At 72.2% G+C, this 15,995-nt stretch carries 16 protein-coding genes; 11 read left to right on the top strand and 5 right to left on the bottom strand.

The features are described 5' to 3' along the window. Positions 1-51 precede the first annotated feature (51 nt). The 3 genes from ACFC02_RS28065 to hutI are packed head-to-tail and all read left to right on the top strand — an operon-like array spanning position 52 to position 3,844. Positions 52-1,281: an allantoate amidohydrolase gene (locus ACFC02_RS28065; protein WP_376362947.1), complete on the top strand. Its 1,230-nt coding sequence runs from the start codon at positions 52-54 to the stop codon at positions 1,279-1,281. Next, positions 1,278-2,627 carry a formimidoylglutamate deiminase gene (locus ACFC02_RS28060; RefSeq protein WP_376362904.1) on the top strand — a complete coding sequence of 450 codons (1,350 nt, stop codon included), beginning with the start codon at positions 1,278-1,280 and terminating at the stop codon, positions 2,625-2,627. Before ACFC02_RS28065 ends, ACFC02_RS28060 begins: the two co-directional genes overlap by 4 nt. Positions 2,628-2,653: 26 nt before the next feature. Then, positions 2,654-3,844, top strand: a complete 1,191-nt coding sequence (gene hutI / locus ACFC02_RS28055; RefSeq protein ID WP_376362901.1) for an imidazolonepropionase — start codon at positions 2,654-2,656, stop codon at positions 3,842-3,844. A gap of 77 nt (positions 3,845-3,921) precedes the next feature. Here the strand turns inward: hutI and ACFC02_RS28050 are convergent, their stop codons facing one another. After that, complete coding sequence (locus ACFC02_RS28050; RefSeq protein WP_376362898.1) at positions 3,922-4,893, bottom strand: RNA polymerase sigma factor SigF; 972 nt, start codon at positions 4,891-4,893, stop codon at positions 3,922-3,924. A 239-nt stretch (positions 4,894-5,132) separates the two neighbouring features. Here ACFC02_RS28050 and ACFC02_RS28045 point away from each other — a divergent pair, with 239 nt between their 5' ends. Both ACFC02_RS28045 and ACFC02_RS28040 read left to right on the top strand, forming a co-directional pair. Then, the gene (locus tag ACFC02_RS28045; RefSeq protein ID WP_360976843.1) at positions 5,133-5,555 is read left to right on the top strand and encodes an STAS domain-containing protein; all 423 of its coding nucleotides are present in this window, start codon (positions 5,133-5,135) and stop codon (positions 5,553-5,555) included. Between the two features lie 263 nt (positions 5,556-5,818). Continuing rightward, complete coding sequence (locus ACFC02_RS28040) at positions 5,819-6,367, top strand: ATP-binding protein (protein WP_376362895.1); 549 nt, start codon at positions 5,819-5,821, stop codon at positions 6,365-6,367. Between the two features lie 460 nt (positions 6,368-6,827). On the opposite strand, the gene ACFC02_RS28035 is transcribed toward ACFC02_RS28040, so the two are convergent. Continuing rightward, positions 6,828-8,324 (bottom strand): oligopeptide:H+ symporter, encoded by a 1,497-nt coding sequence (locus ACFC02_RS28035; protein WP_376362892.1) that lies wholly within the window; start codon positions 8,322-8,324, stop codon positions 6,828-6,830. Between the two features lie 551 nt (positions 8,325-8,875). On the opposite strand from ACFC02_RS28035, the gene ACFC02_RS28030 reads away from it, so the two are divergent. Further along, positions 8,876-9,553 (top strand): response regulator transcription factor, encoded by a 678-nt coding sequence (locus ACFC02_RS28030; protein ID WP_018566970.1) that lies wholly within the window; start codon positions 8,876-8,878, stop codon positions 9,551-9,553. 67 nt (positions 9,554-9,620) lie between these two features. Further along, positions 9,621-10,892: an ATP-binding protein gene (locus tag ACFC02_RS28025; protein WP_360976852.1), complete on the top strand. Its 1,272-nt coding sequence runs from the start codon at positions 9,621-9,623 to the stop codon at positions 10,890-10,892. An 84-nt stretch (positions 10,893-10,976) separates the two neighbouring features. On the opposite strand, the gene ACFC02_RS28020 is transcribed toward ACFC02_RS28025, so the two are convergent. After that, entirely contained in the window at positions 10,977-11,534 is a 558-nt protein-coding gene (locus ACFC02_RS28020) for a GtrA family protein (protein ID WP_376362887.1), read from the bottom strand. Between the two features lie 162 nt (positions 11,535-11,696). Between ACFC02_RS28020 and ACFC02_RS28015 the strand changes: the two genes are divergently transcribed. From ACFC02_RS28015 to ACFC02_RS28005, 3 genes are read left to right on the top strand one after another with little or no spacing between them, the layout of a single operon-like run. Beyond that, a complete protein-coding gene (locus ACFC02_RS28015; RefSeq protein WP_360976858.1) occupies positions 11,697-12,836 on the top strand; it encodes a 5-(carboxyamino)imidazole ribonucleotide synthase in 1,140 nt (379 codons plus the stop codon). Beyond that, entirely contained in the window at positions 12,833-13,360 is a 528-nt protein-coding gene (gene purE, locus ACFC02_RS28010; protein ID WP_376362883.1) for a 5-(carboxyamino)imidazole ribonucleotide mutase, read from the top strand. The genes ACFC02_RS28015 and purE overlap by 4 nt, the downstream gene beginning before the upstream one ends. A gap of 5 nt (positions 13,361-13,365) precedes the next feature. Continuing rightward, positions 13,366-14,544: a dipeptidase gene (locus ACFC02_RS28005; RefSeq protein WP_376362880.1), complete on the top strand. Its 1,179-nt coding sequence runs from the start codon at positions 13,366-13,368 to the stop codon at positions 14,542-14,544. 29 nt (positions 14,545-14,573) lie between these two features. Here the strand turns inward: ACFC02_RS28005 and ACFC02_RS28000 are convergent, their stop codons facing one another. Further along, positions 14,574-14,966: a VOC family protein gene (locus tag ACFC02_RS28000; RefSeq protein ID WP_376362877.1), complete on the bottom strand. Its 393-nt coding sequence runs from the start codon at positions 14,964-14,966 to the stop codon at positions 14,574-14,576. A gap of 26 nt (positions 14,967-14,992) precedes the next feature. Then, positions 14,993-15,349 carry a VOC family protein gene (locus tag ACFC02_RS27995; RefSeq protein ID WP_376362874.1) on the bottom strand — a complete coding sequence of 119 codons (357 nt, stop codon included), beginning with the start codon at positions 15,347-15,349 and terminating at the stop codon, positions 14,993-14,995. A gap of 117 nt (positions 15,350-15,466) precedes the next feature. Here ACFC02_RS27995 and ACFC02_RS27990 point away from each other — a divergent pair, with 117 nt between their 5' ends. Next, complete coding sequence (locus ACFC02_RS27990) at positions 15,467-15,973, top strand: CGNR zinc finger domain-containing protein (protein ID WP_376362872.1); 507 nt, start codon at positions 15,467-15,469, stop codon at positions 15,971-15,973. The last annotated feature ends 22 nt before the right edge of the window (positions 15,974-15,995 follow it).

Genomic DNA, 15,995 nt, shown 5'->3' with positions numbered 1-15,995 from the left:
GTGCCGGAGGCCGGGCCCGGCGGTCCGCGACCCGGGCCGTCCTGCCAGGAGATGCGGACCGGGCAGTCCTTCCACGAGATGTGGCGCGATCTCGCCCCCATCGGACGGCACGCCGAGTCCGGCGGCTACCGCCGCTTCGCCTGGACGCCGGCCGACGCCGAGTGCCGGGCCTGGTTCGAGGAGCAGGCCCGCTCGCGCGGGCTCTCCTACGAGCTGGACCGCAACGGGAACCAGTGGGCCTGGCTCGGTGACCCGGCCGCCGGGGACGCCGTCGTGGCCGGATCGCACCTGGACTCCGTGCCCGACGGCGGGGCCTTCGACGGGCCCCTCGGGGTGGTGTCGGCCTTCGCCGCGCTCGACGAACTGCGCCGCAGAGGGGCCCGGTTCGGCAAGCCCCTCGCCGTCGTCAACTTCGGCGACGAGGAGGGCGCCCGGTTCGGACTCGCCTGTGTCGGCTCGCGGCTGACCGCCGGGCAGCTCACCGTCGAGCAGGCGCACCGGCTCACCGACGGCGACGGGACCACGCTGCCCAGGGCCATGGAGGCCGCCGGCTACGACCCGGACGCCATCGGCCCGGACCCGGAGCGTCTCGCCCGCATCGGCGCCTTCGTCGAACTCCACGTCGAACAGGGCCGTGCCCTGGACCTGACCGGCGACCCGGTCGGCGTGGCCAGCGCGATCTGGCCGCACGGGCGGTGGCGGTTCGACTTCCGGGGCGAGGCCAACCACGCGGGCACCACCCGGCTGGCCGACCGGCGCGACCCGATGCTGTCGTACGCCGAGACGGTGCTCGCCGCCCGCCGCGAGGCCGAACTCGCCGGTGCCGTCGCCACCTTCGGCAAGATCGCCGTGGAGCCGAACGGTGTCAACGCGATCCCGTCCCTGGTGCGCGGCTGGCTCGACTCCCGCGCCGCCGACCAGGCCACCCTGGACACCGTGGTCACCGCCGTGGAGAAGGCGGCGCGCGCCTACGCGGGGGCGCACGGGGCCGACCTCGACGTGGTCCGTGAGTCCTTCACACCCGTCGTCGAGTTCGACCACGCCCTGCGCGACGAACTGGCCCGCATCCTCGGCCACGACACCGACCTGAAGGTGCCCGTCCTCGGCACGGGCGCCGGACACGACGCCGGAATCCTGGCCGGGAGCATTCCGACCGCCATGCTGTTCGTGCGCAACCCCACCGGTGTCTCGCACTCCCCGGCCGAGTTCGCCGCCGAGGACGACTGCGTGGCCGGGGTGCGTGCCCTCGCCGACGTACTGGAAGGACTGGCCCGCACGTGACCACCACCGAGCGGACACGGACGTACTGGCTGGAGCACGCCTGGCTCGGCACCCACGTCGAGCCGGGCGTGGCACTCGACGTGCGCGACGGCCGCATCGCGGCCGTCCGCACGGGCGTGGCCGCCCCGCCGCCGGGCGCCGAACCCCTGCGGGGGCTCACGATCCCCGGCCTCGCCAACGCGCACAGCCACGCCTTCCACCGGGCCCTGCGCGGCACCGTCCAGGTCGGCTCCGGCACGTTCTGGACCTGGCGCGAGGTCATGTACGCCACCGCCGACCGGCTCACTCCGGACACCTACCACGCGCTGGCCCGCGCGGTGTACGCCGAGATGGCGCTCGCCGGGATCACCGCCGTCGGCGAGTTCCACTACGTCCACCACGCCCCGGGCGGCGCCCGCTACACCGACCCGAACGCGATGGGCGAGGCCCTGATCGAGGCCGCCGCCGAAGCCGGGATCCGCATCACCCTCCTGGACACCTGCTACCTCTCCGCCGGCTTCGGGCAGCCGCCCGGCGAACACCAGCTCCGCTTCTCGGACACGACCGCCGAAGCCTGGGCCGAACGCTGTTCACTTCTCAAGGAACGGGACCACGCGCGGATCGGCGCGGCCGTCCACTCGGTGCGGGCCGTGCCCGCGCGGGAGCTGGCCACGGTGGCCCGCTGGGCCGAGGGGCGGCGGGCCCCGCTCCACGTCCACCTCTCCGAGCAGACCGCCGAGAACGACGCCTGCCTGCACGCCCACGGCTGCACCCCCACCCGCCTGCTGGCCGACCACGGTGTCCTCGGCCCGCGCACCACCGGCGTGCACAACACACACCTCACCGAGGACGACATCGCCCTGCTCGGCACCACCGGCACCGGCACCTGCATGTGCCCGACCACCGAGCGGGACCTGGCCGACGGCATCGGTCCGGCCCCCGCCCTCCAGCGCGCCGGGTCGCCCCTCAGCCTCGGCTCCGACAGCCACGCCGTCGTCGACCTGCTCGAAGAGGCCCGCGCGATGGAGCTGAACGAACGGCTGCGCACCCGCACCCGGGGCCACTGGACCGCGGCGGCCCTGCTGCGCGCGGCCGGCGAGGACGGTCACGCCGCCCTCGGCTGGGACGACGCGGGCAGCCTCACCGCCGGCGCCCTCGCCGACTTCACGACGATCGCGCTGGACTCGGTCAGGACAGCGGGCCCGCTGCCCCGGCTGGGCGCCGAGACGGCCGTATTCGCCGCGAGCGCGGCGGACGTGCGCCATACCGTCGTGGGCGGACGTCATGTCGTACGCGACGGGGCCCACGCACTCGTCCCCGACGTGCCGTCGCAGCTGGCCGCGGCCGTCGAAGCCCTGCGCGGCTGAACCCCACCGTCACCCCCGAGGACGCCATGAGCAGCACGAACACCGGCACCAGCACCGTCATCAACGACATCGCCGTACTCGTCACCAACGACCCCTCCCTCGGCGACGGCTCCCCTCTCGGACTGGTCCGGGACGCGGCCGTCGTCATCGAAGGCGACCGCGTCGTGTGGACCGGTGAATCAAGCAAAGCACCCGCCACTGACAACCGGGTCGACGCGGGCGGCCGGGCGGTGCTCCCGGGCTTCGTGGACTCCCACTCCCACCTGGTCTTCGCGGGCGACCGCACCGAGGAGTTCAACGCCCGGATGTCCGGCCGGGCCTACAGCGCGGGCGGCATCCGCACCACGGTCGCGGCCACCCGCGCCGCCAGCGACGCGGAACTGGAGGCCAACCTCGCCCGGCACCTCGCCGAGGCCCTGCGGCAGGGCACCACCACGTTCGAGACGAAGTCCGGCTACGGCCTGACCGTCGCCGACGAGTCCCGCGCCCTGCGCATCGCCGCCGCGCACACCGACGAGGTCACCTACCTGGGCGCCCACATCGTCTCCCCGGACTACGCCGACGACCCGGCCGCCTACGTGGCCCTGGTCACCGGCGGGATGCTGGACGCCTGCGCGCCGCACGCCCGCTGGATCGACGTCTTCTGCGAGAAGGGCGCCTTCGACGGCGACCAGGCCCGCGCGATCCTCACCGCCGGCCGCGCGAAGGGCCTGCACCCGCGCATCCACGCCAACCAGCTGTCCTACGGCCCCGGTGTGCAGCTCGCCGTCGAACTGGACGCGGCCAGCGCCGACCACTGCACCCACCTGACGGACGCCGACGTCGACGCGCTCGCGCACAGCGACACCGTCGCCACGCTGCTGCCCGGGGCGGAGTTCTCCACCCGTGCCCAGTGGCCCGACGCCCGGCGCCTGCTGGACGCCGGGGCCACGGTCGCCCTGTCCACCGACTGCAACCCGGGCTCGTCGTACACGTCCTCGGTGCCGTTCTGCGTCGCGCTCGCCGTACGGGACATGGGCATGACCCCCGACGAGGCGGTCTGGTCGGCGACGGCGGGCGGGGCGGCGGCCCTGCGCCGCACCGACGTGGGGCGCCTGACGCCCGGCGCCCGCGCCGACCTGCTCGTCCTGGACGCGCCGAGCCACGTCCACCTGGCCTACCGCCCGGGCGTACCCCTGGTGAGCCAGGTGTGGCGACGCGGCGTGCGCGAGGTCTGAACGGCGGGAGCCCGAAAAGCACGAGCGACGGCCGGGCAAGGGGAACCGGCCCCCCGCGCGGGGGGCCGGGCCGGCGGTCACTCCTCGACCGTCAGCCCCTTGCGCAGCCGTACCAGCGTGCGCGACAGCAGCCGTGACACGTGCATCTGCGAGATGCCCAGCTCCTCGCCGATCTCCGACTGGGTCATGTTGGCGACGAACCGCAGGGAGAGGATCTTCCGGTCCCGCGAGGGGAGTTCGGCGATCAGCGGCTTCAACGACTCGACGTACTCGATGCCTTCGAGCCCGTGGTCCTCGTAGCCGATGCGGTCCGCGAGGGCGCCCTCGGAGTCGTCGTCCTCCGGCTGGGCGTCCAGCGACGAGGCGGTGTACGCGTTGGACGCCGCCATGCCCTCCACCACCTCCTCCGCGGTCAGCCCGAGGTGGTGGGCCAGCTCCGCCACGGTGGGGGCGCGGTCGAGGCGCTGGGCCAGTTCGTCACCGGCCTTGGCCAGGTCGAGCCGCAGCTCCTGCAGCCGGCGCGGCACGCGCACGGACCACGAGGTGTCCCGGAAGAAGCGCTTGATCTCGCCGATGATGGTTGGCATCGCGAAGGTGGGGAACTCGACGCCGCGGGAGAGTTCGAAGCGGTCGATCGCCTTGATCAGGCCGATGGTGCCGACCTGGATGATGTCCTCCATCGGCTCGCTGCGGGAGCGGAAGCGGGAGGCGGCGAACTTGACCAGCGCCAGGTTGAGTTCGACGAGGGTGTTGCGCACGTACGCGTACGCGTGGGTGCCTTCTTCGAGGACTTCGAGGCGCTCGAAGAGGGTCTTGGACAGGGCCCGGGCGTCGTCCGGGGCCACTTCGTCGTACGGGGGGATGTCGGGGAGCCCGGCCAGCGCGGCGGACGGATCCGCGGCCGGTGCGGCGGCCGGGGCGCCTCGCTCGGCGCGTACGTCGTCGTCGAGGACGACGGGTTCGAGGGGATTCAGGTGGTCCGGAGGGAGTGTCGACGTCGCCGTCTGGGTATGCGAGGCGTCGAGCCGGGGTGACATGATGTCCTCCATCGTTCTCGGCATATGGCTGCCGAAGCCAGTTCGTGCACTGCGGTGTGCGGCGCCTCCAAAGCCGGCCGTGTCGGTTACGTGTCCCTACTAGCCCTACCCGCTTTCCCGACGCAATCGCAAGTGCGTTCTGTGGGCATATGTCCGTTTGTGTGTGGTTGTTCGGGTGTCGGAGCGGTCGGGGAAGGCGTAGTGTTCGAGGGCGTCAGTCAGCAGCCAAGACTCCGGGAGTGAGAGACGGCATGGACCGCGGGACGGTCGGCAGCGCACAGTCGGGCCGGCTTCTGGTGGAGGTGCGGCAAGAGGGCTTCAGTGCTGTCGTGACACCGGCGGGCGAACTGGACCACCACACGGCCGACCTGCTGCGCGAGCCGCTCGAAGAATGTGTGGACAAGGGGCGCTCGCGCCTGGTGGTGGACTGTTCCCGGCTGGAGTTCTGTGATTCCACAGGGCTCAACGTGCTGCTGGGGGCGCGCCTGAAGGCGGAGGCGGCCGGGGGAGGTGTGCACCTCGCGGGGATGCTGCCTGTGGTGGCGCGCGTGTTCGAGATCACAGGGGCGGACGCGGTCTTCACCGTGCACGCCACGCTCGAGGACGCCTTGGCCGCCGAGACCGAGGGGACCGGTCAGTCCGGCGGGACCGGTACGACCGACGAGAACGGCTGAAACCGACGGCGGTGCCGTCATCGTGTCTTCTTCCGTGCTCCTTCCGCTTCCGTACCCCTTCCGCGCGGCCGCGCGGCACTCTGCGGAATCCTTCCGGCCGGGTTGCCGGGCGCTGCGCACCGCGTGCCGCAAAACGGGGGGTGTTCCATGGGATCGGTCGGGCAGGAGTCATCCTGAAACGGATCGACCGATGGTGTCCCGGTCATGTACGAACGTGGTGACTTTTGAATCGTGAACTGGTGAATCGGTGAGGTGAAGCGCTGATGAGCACCACCCGGCCTTGTTCGCCGGGCGACCGTGGCCCGGAGCCCAGCGGCGCTTCCGGGGCGTCCGAGGGGGACGTGCCGGCCGACGACGCCCCCGCAGGGGCTGCGGCGGCCGTGCCGGCGGACCCGTCGGGAGGCCGCCAGGTCCGCAGACTGAGCTTCGACGACGTGAGCGGCGTCGTGCCGCTGGCCCGTGACTTCGCGCGCCAGGCGCTGTACGCGTGGGGCTGGCTGCCCGCCGCGACCGCCGACCGGCGTGCCGCCGCCGAGGACGTCCTCCTCGTCGTCTCCGAGCTGGTCACCAACGCCTGCCTGCACGCCGAGGGCCCGGACCGGATGGAGATCACCTGTGACAACAAGGTGATCCACATCGAGGTCTCCGACCGAGGGTCCGGCCAGCCGGCCCCGCGGACCCCGCACCGCGCGGGCCGCCCCGGCGGCCACGGCATGTTCATCGTCCAGCGCCTGTGCCTCGACTGGGGCGTGGTACGCGTCCCCGGCGTCGCCGGCAAGAAGGTCTGGGCGGAACTGGGCGCACCGGCGTAACGGCGGGCGCCTGCGGGGCGGGACCGCTCAGGCACGCCCGCGCGGGGCCGCTCCCGCGGCTCCCGCCGGCCGCCCCGGAACGCCGTGGCACCGACCGCAGCCCGGGCCAAGGCGCCGTACGCTCCGGCCGCCCGCTCCGCTCCCCGCACGACGAGGCCCCCCCCCGCACGGCGAGGCCCCCCCCGCACGGCGAGGCCCCCCCCGCACGGCGAGGCCCCCCCGCACGGCGAGGCCCCCCGCACGGTGATCCCTCCCAGCACGGCTAGGTCTCTCCCCGCACGGCGAGACCGCCCCCAGCACGGCGGGCGAGATCGCTCCCCGCACGGTGAGGTCGCCCCCAACACGGTGAGGCCGCGCCCCGCATGGCGTGGCCCCCCGCCCCCCCTCACCCTCTCCGCGAACCAGAAAGCCGCCGCACCCTCACGGATACGGCGGCTCTCTGTGTCAACCGGGGGCGGCGTCAGCGGACGTCGCCCATGAGTTCCTTGACCCGCTTGCGGTACATCCACACCGCGAGACCGGCGACGACCGCGAGCGCCGCCTCCAGCGCGACGATGCCCGTCTTGTCGAGGTTGACGTTGGCGATGGAGAGCAGACCGGTCGTGGCGTCACCGGCGCTGACGGCCAGGAACCAGACGCCCATCATCTGCGAGGCGTACTTGGCGGGCGCCATCTTCGTGGTGACCGACAGGCCGACCGGGGAGAGGGCCAGCTCACCGACGGTCTGGACGAAGTAGATCGCCACCAGCCACAGCGCCGCCGCCTTGTGACCGCCGTCGGCGATGCCCAGCGGGACGAGGAAGAGGAAGAAGGACGCGCCGATCAGCACCAGGCCCATCGCGAACTTGACCGCGGTGCTCGGCTCCTTGCCCCGCCGGGCCAGCGCCAGCCACGCCCAGGCGAAGACCGGCGCCAGCGCCATGATCATGACCGGGTTGACCGACTGGTACCAGGAGACCGGGAACTGCCAGCCGAAGACGCTGTTCTCCGCCGACTTCTCGGCGAACAGCGACACCGTCGAGCCGCCCTGGTCGTAGATCATCCAGAAGACGGCCGCGGCGACGAAGAACCAGATGTACGCGCTCATCTTGGACTGCTCGGCACGGTCGAGGTCCTTGTCCCGCTTGATGCGGGCGATGACCAGGACGGGGATGATCACACCGGCGAGCGTGAGCGGGACCATCAGCCAGTTCAGGGTGTAGACGCCCGAGAAGCCGACGATCGCGTAGAAGACGACGGCCACGCCCGCCCACACGGCGGCCTTGGTCAGCGTGGACCTCTTCTCCTCGGCGCTCATCGGCGTGGGGACGATGTCCGAGCGCGAGCTGAGGTGGCGCGAGCCGAGCAGGAACTGGGCCAGGCCCAGCGCCATGCCGAGCGCGGCGAGCGCGAAGCCGAAGTGCCAGTTGACCTTCTCGCCGATGGTGCCGATGGACAGCGGGGCGAAGAAGGCACCCAGGTTGATGCCGATGTAGAAGAGCGTGAAGCCGCCGTCACGGCGCGGGTCGTCGGCACCCTTGTAGAGGTGGCCGACCATCGTGGAGATGTTGGACTTCAGCAGGCCCGAACCGATGGCGACGAGACCGAGCCCGGCGAAGAAGCTGCCGCTCCAGGGCAGCGCCAGGGTCACGTGTCCCAGCATGATGACGGCGCCGGCCACGGCGACGGTCTTGCGCGGGCCGAGGAGCCGGTCGGCGACCCAGCCGCCCGGCATCGCCAGCAGGTACACCAGGGACAGGTAGACCGAGTAGATCGCGGTCGCGGTGGCCGCGTTCATGTGCAGGCCGCCCGGTGCCACCAGGTACAGCGGGAGCAGGGCCTTCATGCCGTAGTAGGAGAAACGCTCCCACATCTCGGTCATGAAGAGAGTGGCCAGGCCGCGGGGGTGGCCGAGGAAGGTTTTCTCGGAACCGGGGGTGCCCGGGCGGACCGAGTCCTTCGTCAGGCTGGACGCCATGGTCGTTCCTTGCTGGTCGGGACGCGCCACGGCGAGCCGGTGCGCGCCCGGTGGGGGGCTGGCCGGCACCGGCAGGACCTGTCGTCCACCCCACGCCCAGGGGAGTACGCCCCGGGTCTCGGGGCGAGGGACGGCGGCCACCGGGATCCACGCCTCGCGACGCGGCGATGCGTCCAGTGAGGCCCGGCCCTAGGTCATTCCTTTCGAGGCCGGGGAGAACCGGCCCGCACACAAAAGGGACCCTCAGCGTCGAACGAGCGCCAAAGGTCCGCTGCGTGCTACAGGCGTTCAACTCACCATACGGCAGGACAGTGCCGGATATGGAAGGACTTGAGACACGGATCACAGGGAATGAGGGAACCGCGCAGGCCCCCTCGAAGGTTTATTCAAGGATCGGACCCCAGGTCAGGGGCCTGACACGGATGAGGTGAAAGGTTCGTGACCGCGACCGCGAGAGGGGCGCGACCATAGCGCCGGAAAGTAAGAGCGCCGGACGCCGATCACACCGCAGGCCACCCCGGTGGGTGCCGCGGGCGGACTACCATCACCCCATGACCCGTGTACTGCTCGCCGAGGACGACGCGTCCATCTCGGAGCCGCTGGCCCGCGCACTGCGCCGGGAAGGTTACGAGGTCGAGGTGCGTGAGGACGGACCCACCGCGCTCGACGCCGGAATGCAGGGCGGTGTCGACCTGGTCGTGCTGGACCTCGGCCTGCCCGGCATGGACGGCCTGGAGGTCGCCCGCCGGCTGCGTGCCGAGGGCCACACCGTGCCCATCCTGATCCTGACCGCGCGCGCCGACGAGGTCGACACGGTCGTCGGTCTGGACGCGGGCGCCGACGACTACGTCACCAAGCCGTTCCGGCTCGCCGAACTCCTCGCCCGGGTCCGGGCCCTGCTGCGGCGCGGCGCCGCCGAGCCGCAGCAGCCGCCGGCCACGCACGGCGTGCGCATCGACGTCGAGTCCCACCGCGCCTGGATGGGCGACGAGGAACTCCAGCTCACCGCCAAGGAGTTCGACCTCCTGAGGGTGCTGGTCCGGGACGCGGGCCGGGTCGTCACCCGCGACCAGTTGATGCGCGAGGTCTGGGACACCACCTGGTGGTCGTCGACCAAGACCCTCGACATGCACATCTCCTGGCTGCGCAAGAAGCTCGGCGACGACGCGGCCAACCCCCGCTACATCGCCACCGTGCGGGGCGTGGGTTTCCGCTTCGAGAAGAGCTGAGTCCGCCGGGAAGAGCCGAGTCCGCCGTGCGGGCCCCCCGGGCCCGGGCACCGTCAGGTAAGAGGTCATGCGCCGTCGACTGATCCAGTCCACGCTCGCCGTGGTGCTCGTCGTGATCGCCGTCTTCGGCCTCTCTCTGGTGATCGTGGAGACCCGCACGATCAGCAACAGCGCGCAGGAGCGGGTGGACTCCGAGGCACTGCGGCTGGCCAGCATCGTCGACAGCAGGCTGCTCGGCGACGAGACGGTCAACGCCGAGATCCTGGGCGAACAGGTGGCCGCGGGCCAGTACGCCGTGATCGGCATTCCCGGGCATCCGCCGATCGAGGTCGGCACCAGGCCTTCCGGTGACGTCATCCACTCCACCGCCCAGGGCGAGCAGGGCGAGACCGTGCGCATGGAGGAGCCCCGCTCCTCCGTCACCCGCGAGGTCGGCCGGACGCTGCTGATCATCGGCCTGGTCGCGCTGCTCGCGGTGGTGGCCGCGGTACTGCTCGCGATCCGCCAGGCCAACCGGCTCGCGTCCCCGCTGACCGACCTCGCCGAGACCGCCGAACGGCTCGGTTCCGGCGACCCGCGGCCCCGCCACAAGCGCTACGGCGTGCCCGAGCTGGACCGGGTGGCCGACGTGCTGGACGGCTCCGCCGAACGCATCGCCCGGATGCTGACCGCCGAACGGCGCCTGGCCGCCGACGCCTCCCACCAGCTGCGCACCCCGCTGACCGCGCTGTCCATGCGCCTGGAGGAGATCACCCTCACCGACGACCCGGACACGGTGAAGGAGGAGGCGAACGTCGCGCTGACCCAGGTCGAGCGGCTGACGGACGTGGTGGAACGCCTGCTGACGAACTCCCGTGACCCGCGCACCGGCTCCGCCGTCTCCTTCGACCTGGACGAGGTCATCCAGCAGCAGATCGCCGAGTGGCGCCCGGCCTACCGCAGCGCGGGCCGGGCGATCGTCAGCTCGGGCAAGCGGCACCTCCAGGCCGTGGGTACGCCGGGCGCGGTCGCACAGGTCCTGGCCGCGCTGATCGAGAACTCGCTCATGCACGGCGGCGGCACGGTGGCGCTGCGCACCCGCGTCACCGGCAACCAGGCGGTGGTGGAGGTCACCGACGAGGGGCCCGGCGTCCCCGCCGACCTGGGCGCCCGCATCTTCGAGCGCACGATCAGCGGCCGCAACTCCACCGGCATCGGCCTCGCCGTCGCCCGCGACCTGGCGGAGGCCGACGGCGGCCGTCTCGAACTGCTCCAGGCCCAGCCCCCGGTCTTCGGCCTGTTCCTCTCCCGTACGCCCCCGCTGAAGAGGTCGGCCGAGGAGCAGCCGACGGTGCGGTAACGGGGCTCAGCGGTGAGCCCCGCTCAGGCCGGCGTGGGCTCGGGCCGGCCCGACTTCGGCCGGCGTGGCTCCGGCCGGCGCGGCTCAGCGGAAGGCGTCGGTGCGGGCCTTCTTCGTCTCCGCCCGGTGTCCCGCCTGCGTCCGGCTCGTCCGCGGGGCCGTCTCGCCGGCCACGGGCATGGCGCGGAAGACCCAGGAGCGGTACGACCAGAAGCGGAACAGGGTCGCGATGCCGATGCCGAGGAACTTGAAGACGTTGCTCTGGAGCGGGCTGTCCCAGCCGAAGCCGTACGTCGCCAGGTAGAGCACACCGTTCTCGATCACCAGGCCGATGGCGCTGAACAGCAGGAACAGGGTCAGTTCCTTGGTGCGCCCGCTCTTGTCGCGGTCCCGGTAGGTGAAGTAGCGGAAGCCGATGTAGTTGAAGACGATCGACACGATCGTGGCGATGACGCTCGCCCGCACCACCTGGAGGTCGGTCGCGTGCCGCACCAGGTTGAACACGAGCAGGTTGACCAGCAGACCCGCTCCGCCCACGGCGCCGAACTTGGCGACCTCCCGCCAGGCCCGTCGCACGCGCCGCAGGAGCGTGCTTCGGGGCGCCGGTGGCGCCGATCGGTGCCCCGAGGAACCATGTTCCATGGTCGTGCAGGCCCCCGTCCGGGTCGGTGTCGGTCAACCCGCCCATGCTATCCAGCGCGAGCGGGTGGCGCCCGCGCACCGGGCACGGGCGGAGAAGCGGGTCGCGCGACCGGTACGAGGCGCGGAATCCGGCCGCCGTGGCGCGGCCGATACCCTAGGGGCGTGACGTTCCCGGTAGTCGGCATGGTCGGCGGTGGCCAGCTCGCTCGTATGACACACGAGGCGGGCATCCCGCTCGGCATCAGGTTCAAGCTTCTCAGTGACACCCCCCAGGACTCGGCGGCGCAGGTCGTGAGCGATGTCGTCATCGGCGACTACCGCGATCTGGAGACGCTGCGCGCCTTCGCGCGGGGCTGCGACGTGATCACCTTCGATCACGAACACGTACCCACCGAGCACCTGCGCGCGCTGGAGGCGGACGGCATCCCCGTCCGCCCCGGCCCCGACGCGCTGGTGCACGCCCAGGACAAGGGGGTGATGCGCGCGAAACTCGACGCGCTCGGCGTGCCCTGCCCGCGGCACCGAATCGTGACCGATCCGGCCGATGTCGCGGCCTTCGCGGCGGAAGGGGAGGGCTTCCCGGTCGTGCTCAAGACCGTGCGCGGCGGATACGACGGCAAGGGCGTGTGGGTGGTGGACTCCGTCGAGGAGGCCGCAGACCCCTTCCGCGCCGGCGTTCCCGTCCTCGCCGAGGAGAAGGTCGACTTCGTCCGCGAGCTGGCCGCCGACGTCGTACGCTCCCCGCACGGCCAGGCCGTCGCCTACCCGGTGGTGGAGTCCCGGCAGGTGAACGGCGTCTGCGACACCGTGATCGCCCCGGCCCCCGACCTGGACGAGGCCCTGGCACTGCGGGCCGAGGAGATGGCCCTGCGCATCGCCAAGGAGCTGGGCGTCGTCGGCCACCTCGCCGTCGAGCTGTTCCAGACCCGCGACGGCCGCATCCTGGTCAACGAACTGGCGATGCGCCCGCACAACTCCGGCCACTGGTCGATGGACGGCGCGATCACCTCGCAGTTCGCCAACCACGTCCGCGCCGTCCTCGACCTGCCGCTCGGCGACCCGCGCCCGCGTGCGCCCTGGACGGTCATGGTCAACGTCCTCGGCGGCGACTACCCGGACATGTACTCGGCGTACCTGCACTGCATGGCGCGGGACCCCCAGCTCAAGATCCACATGTACGGCAAGGACGTGAAGCCCGGCCGGAAGGTCGGACACGTCAACACCTACGGCGACGACCTGGACGACGTGCTGGAGCGCGCCCGTCACGCAGCCGGCTACCTGAGAGGCACGATCACCGAATGAGCCCAGTTGTTGGCATCGTCATGGGGTCGGACTCCGACTGGCCCGTCATGGAGGCCGCCGCCAAGGCACTCGACGAGTTCGAGATCGCCTACGAGGTCGACGTCGTCTCCGCGCACCGGATGCCGCACGAGATGATCAGCTACGGCGAGCAGGCGGCCGGGCGCGGGCTCAAAGCGGTCATCGCCGGCGCGGGCGGCGCCGCCCACCTGCCCGGCATGCTCGCCTCCGTGACCCCGCTGCCGGTGATCGGTGTGCCGGTGCCGCTGAAGTACCTGGACGGCATGGACTCGCTGCTGTCGATCGTGCAGATGCCGGCCGGGGTGCCGGTCGCCACCGTCTCGGTCGGCGGCGCGCGCAACGCGGGCCTGCTCGCCGCGCGCATCCTGGCCGCGCACGACGAGGAACTGCTGGCCCGGATGCGGGAGTTCCAGCAGGACCTCAACGACCAGGCCACCGAGAAGGGCAAGCGGCTGCGCGCCAAGGTCGAGGGCTCGGCCGGCTTCGGCTTCGGCACGGGGAAGTGAGCGCGGTGAGCCGACTGGAACAGGCCGGGGAACTGCTGCGCGAGTTCCCGGTCGTCGACGGCCACAACGACCTGCCCTGGGCGCTGCGCGAACAGGTCCGCTACGACCTCGGCGCCCGCGACATCGCCACCGCCCAGGACGCCCACCTGCACACCGACATCCCCCGGCTGCGCGCGGGCGGCGTCGGCGCGCAGTACTGGTCGGTGTACGTCCGCTCGGACCTGCCCGACGCGGTCCCGGCGACGCTGGAGCAGATCGACTGCGTACGGCAGCTGATCGCCCGCTACCCGGCGGACCTGGCCCCGGCCCTGACCGCCGCCGACATGGAGGCGGCCCGCGCGCAGGGCCGTATCGCCTCCCTGATGGGCGCCGAGGGCGGCCACTCCATCGCGAACTCGCTGGGCACGCTTCGGGGCCTGTACGCGCTCGGCGTGCGCTACATGACGCTCACCCACAACGACAACGTGGCGTGGGCGGACTCGGCGACGGACGAGCAGGGCGTCGGCGGTCTGTCGGCCTTCGGGCGCGAGGTGGTCCGCGAGATGAACCGCCTGGGCATGCTGGTCGACCTGTCGCACGTGGCGGCGACGACCATGCGGGACGCGCTGGACACGTCGGCGGCCCCGGTGATCTTCTCGCACTCCTCCGCCCGGGCGGTCTGCGACCACCCGCGCAACGTCCCGGACGACGTCCTCGAACGCCTGCCCGCCAACGGGGGCATGGCCATGGTGACGTTCGTGCCGAAGTTCGTGCTCCAGGCCGCCGTCGACTGGACGGCCGCCGCGGACGAGAACATGCGCGCGCACGGCCTGCACCACCTCGACACCACCGAGGAGGGCATGAAGGTCCACCGGGCCTTCGAGGAGTCCAACCCGCGTCCGATCGCGACCGTGGCCACGGTCGCCGACCACCTCGACCACATGCGCGAGGTGGCCGGCGTCGACCACCTCGGCATCGGCGGCGACTACGACGGCACGGCCTTCACCCCCGACGGCCTGGACGACGTCTCGGGCTACCCCCGCCTCGTCGCCGAGCTGCTCGACCGGGGCTGGTCGAAGACCGACCTGGCCAAGCTGACCTGGCAGAACGCGGTACGCGTCCTGGGCGCCGCCGAGGACGTCGCCCGCGAACTCCAGGCCGCCCGGGGCCCGTCGAACGCCACGATCGGGGAACTGGACGGCTGACGCCGGCCGGCCGGTCCCCCGGAACCGGTCTAGGAGTGCTCGATCCGGCAGAGGCAGAACGGATGCCCTGCCGGATCGGCGTACACCCGGAAGTCCTTCTTCTCGCCGTCCTCCAGGTCCAGCGGCCGCGCCCCCAGCGCGAGCACCTTCTCGTGGGCGGCGTCCATCTCCTCCCACGTGGACCCGCCGTCGAAGTCGAGGTGGAACTGCTGGGCGTTGCGGTCCGCGCGCGGCCACTCCGGCGGGGTCAGGCCGGGCGCCCGCTGGAAGGCGAGCCGCGGGCCGTCCGCAAGGCGCAGGACGACCCAGTCGTCGTCCTGCGGCTCGGGCGTGCCGCCGCCGACGTCGGCGTAGAAAGCGGCGAGTGCGTGCGGGTCGGGGCAGTCGATCACGACGGAACGCAGACGTGCCACGGCGGGCATGGAAACCTCCTGGTGTCTTCCCTCGGTCAGCCGGCGCAGAGGCAGAACGGGTGCCCGGCCGGGTCGGCGTAAACCCGGAAGCCCCTGGCGCCCTGGTGGGCCAGCGGCTTCGCGCCGAGCGCGAGGACGCCCTTCTCGGACGCGTCCAGGTCCTCGACGTCCAGGTCGAGGTGGAACTGCTGCGAGGCGTCGGCGGCGGGCCACTTCGGCGGCACGAACCCGGGCGCCTTCTGGAAGGCGAGCGCCGGACCGCCCGGCACCTTGAGGTCGATCCAGTCGCCCTCGCCCTCGACGGTCCCGCCGAGCACCTCGGCGTAGAAACCGGCGAGCGCGCGCGGGTCGGGACAGTCCAGTACGACGACACCCAGCTTGGCGAGAGCCATGACTTCCTCCAGGACGAAGTAGGGGTTACCTGTAGGTTCGGGTAACCAGTAACCGTTACCGTATGCTCGCCGATGACCGGTAACCGCGCAATCTCTTTGCGAGGTACCGTCGCTGCCATGAGTGAGACATCGTCCGCGCCCGGCGGCCTGGCGCTGGTCGAGTCCCTGGTCAACACCTTGGACATCGAGACGGCCGCCGACTCGCTCGACACGGCCGACGGCCGCGCCCGCTTCGGGATCGACGAGGCGGAAGTGCCCCAGGCGCGCGAGCTGCGCGAGTCCCTGCGGGCCGCACTGCTCGCGCACGCCGGCCATCCCGCGCACCACCCGGTGACCCCCCTCGGCCGGCTGCTGGCGCGGGCCCCGCTGCTCGTCGCCGTCGACGACCGGGACGGCACCGCCACCCTCGCCCCCGCCGACACCGGGCCGCTGCTCTCCCGCGTCGCCGCCGCCGTCGCCGAGGCGCTGGTCGCGGGCACCTGGACGCGCCTGAAGGCGTGCGAGGCCGGCACCTGCCACTGGGCGTACTACGACCGCAGCCCGGCCGGCCGCCGCCGCTGGTGCTCGATGCAGGTGTGCGGGGCGCGCGCGAAGATGCGCCGGTACCGCGCCAGCAAGCCGTGAGCACGCCCGCGGTGGTGGGAGA

Source organism: Streptomyces sp. NPDC056160 (assembly GCF_042268205.1).
Lineage (GTDB): Bacteria > Actinomycetota > Actinomycetes > Streptomycetales > Streptomycetaceae > Streptomyces.
This window is presented reverse-complemented; position numbering and strand designations above follow the sequence as displayed.

Excerpts from the sequence above, each read along its gene's own strand:
- ACFC02_RS28045 (WP_360976843.1), top strand. The coding sequence starts at position 5,133 with ATGGACCGCGGGACGGTCGGCAGCGCACAGTCGGGCCGGCTTCTGGTG.
- ACFC02_RS28020 (WP_376362887.1), bottom strand. The coding sequence starts at position 11,534 with ATGGAACATGGTTCCTCGGGGCACCGATCGGCGCCACCGGCGCCCCGA.
- ACFC02_RS27995 (WP_376362874.1), bottom strand. The coding sequence starts at position 15,349 with ATGGCTCTCGCCAAGCTGGGTGTCGTCGTACTGGACTGTCCCGACCCG.
- ACFC02_RS28000 (WP_376362877.1), bottom strand. The coding sequence starts at position 14,966 with ATGCCCGCCGTGGCACGTCTGCGTTCCGTCGTGATCGACTGCCCCGAC.
- ACFC02_RS27990 (WP_376362872.1), top strand. The coding sequence starts at position 15,467 with ATGAGTGAGACATCGTCCGCGCCCGGCGGCCTGGCGCTGGTCGAGTCC.
- ACFC02_RS28040 (WP_376362895.1), top strand. The coding sequence starts at position 5,819 with ATGAGCACCACCCGGCCTTGTTCGCCGGGCGACCGTGGCCCGGAGCCC.
- ACFC02_RS28050 (WP_376362898.1), bottom strand. The coding sequence starts at position 4,893 with ATGGAGGACATCATGTCACCCCGGCTCGACGCCTCGCATACCCAGACG.
- ACFC02_RS28030 (WP_018566970.1), top strand. The coding sequence starts at position 8,876 with ATGACCCGTGTACTGCTCGCCGAGGACGACGCGTCCATCTCGGAGCCG.
- ACFC02_RS28065 (WP_376362947.1), top strand. The coding sequence starts at position 52 with ATGCGGACCGGGCAGTCCTTCCACGAGATGTGGCGCGATCTCGCCCCC.
- ACFC02_RS28035 (WP_376362892.1), bottom strand. The coding sequence starts at position 8,324 with ATGGCGTCCAGCCTGACGAAGGACTCGGTCCGCCCGGGCACCCCCGGT.
- ACFC02_RS28025 (WP_360976852.1), top strand. The coding sequence starts at position 9,621 with ATGCGCCGTCGACTGATCCAGTCCACGCTCGCCGTGGTGCTCGTCGTG.
- hutI (WP_376362901.1), top strand. The coding sequence starts at position 2,654 with ATGAGCAGCACGAACACCGGCACCAGCACCGTCATCAACGACATCGCC.
- purE (WP_376362883.1), top strand. The coding sequence starts at position 12,833 with ATGAGCCCAGTTGTTGGCATCGTCATGGGGTCGGACTCCGACTGGCCC.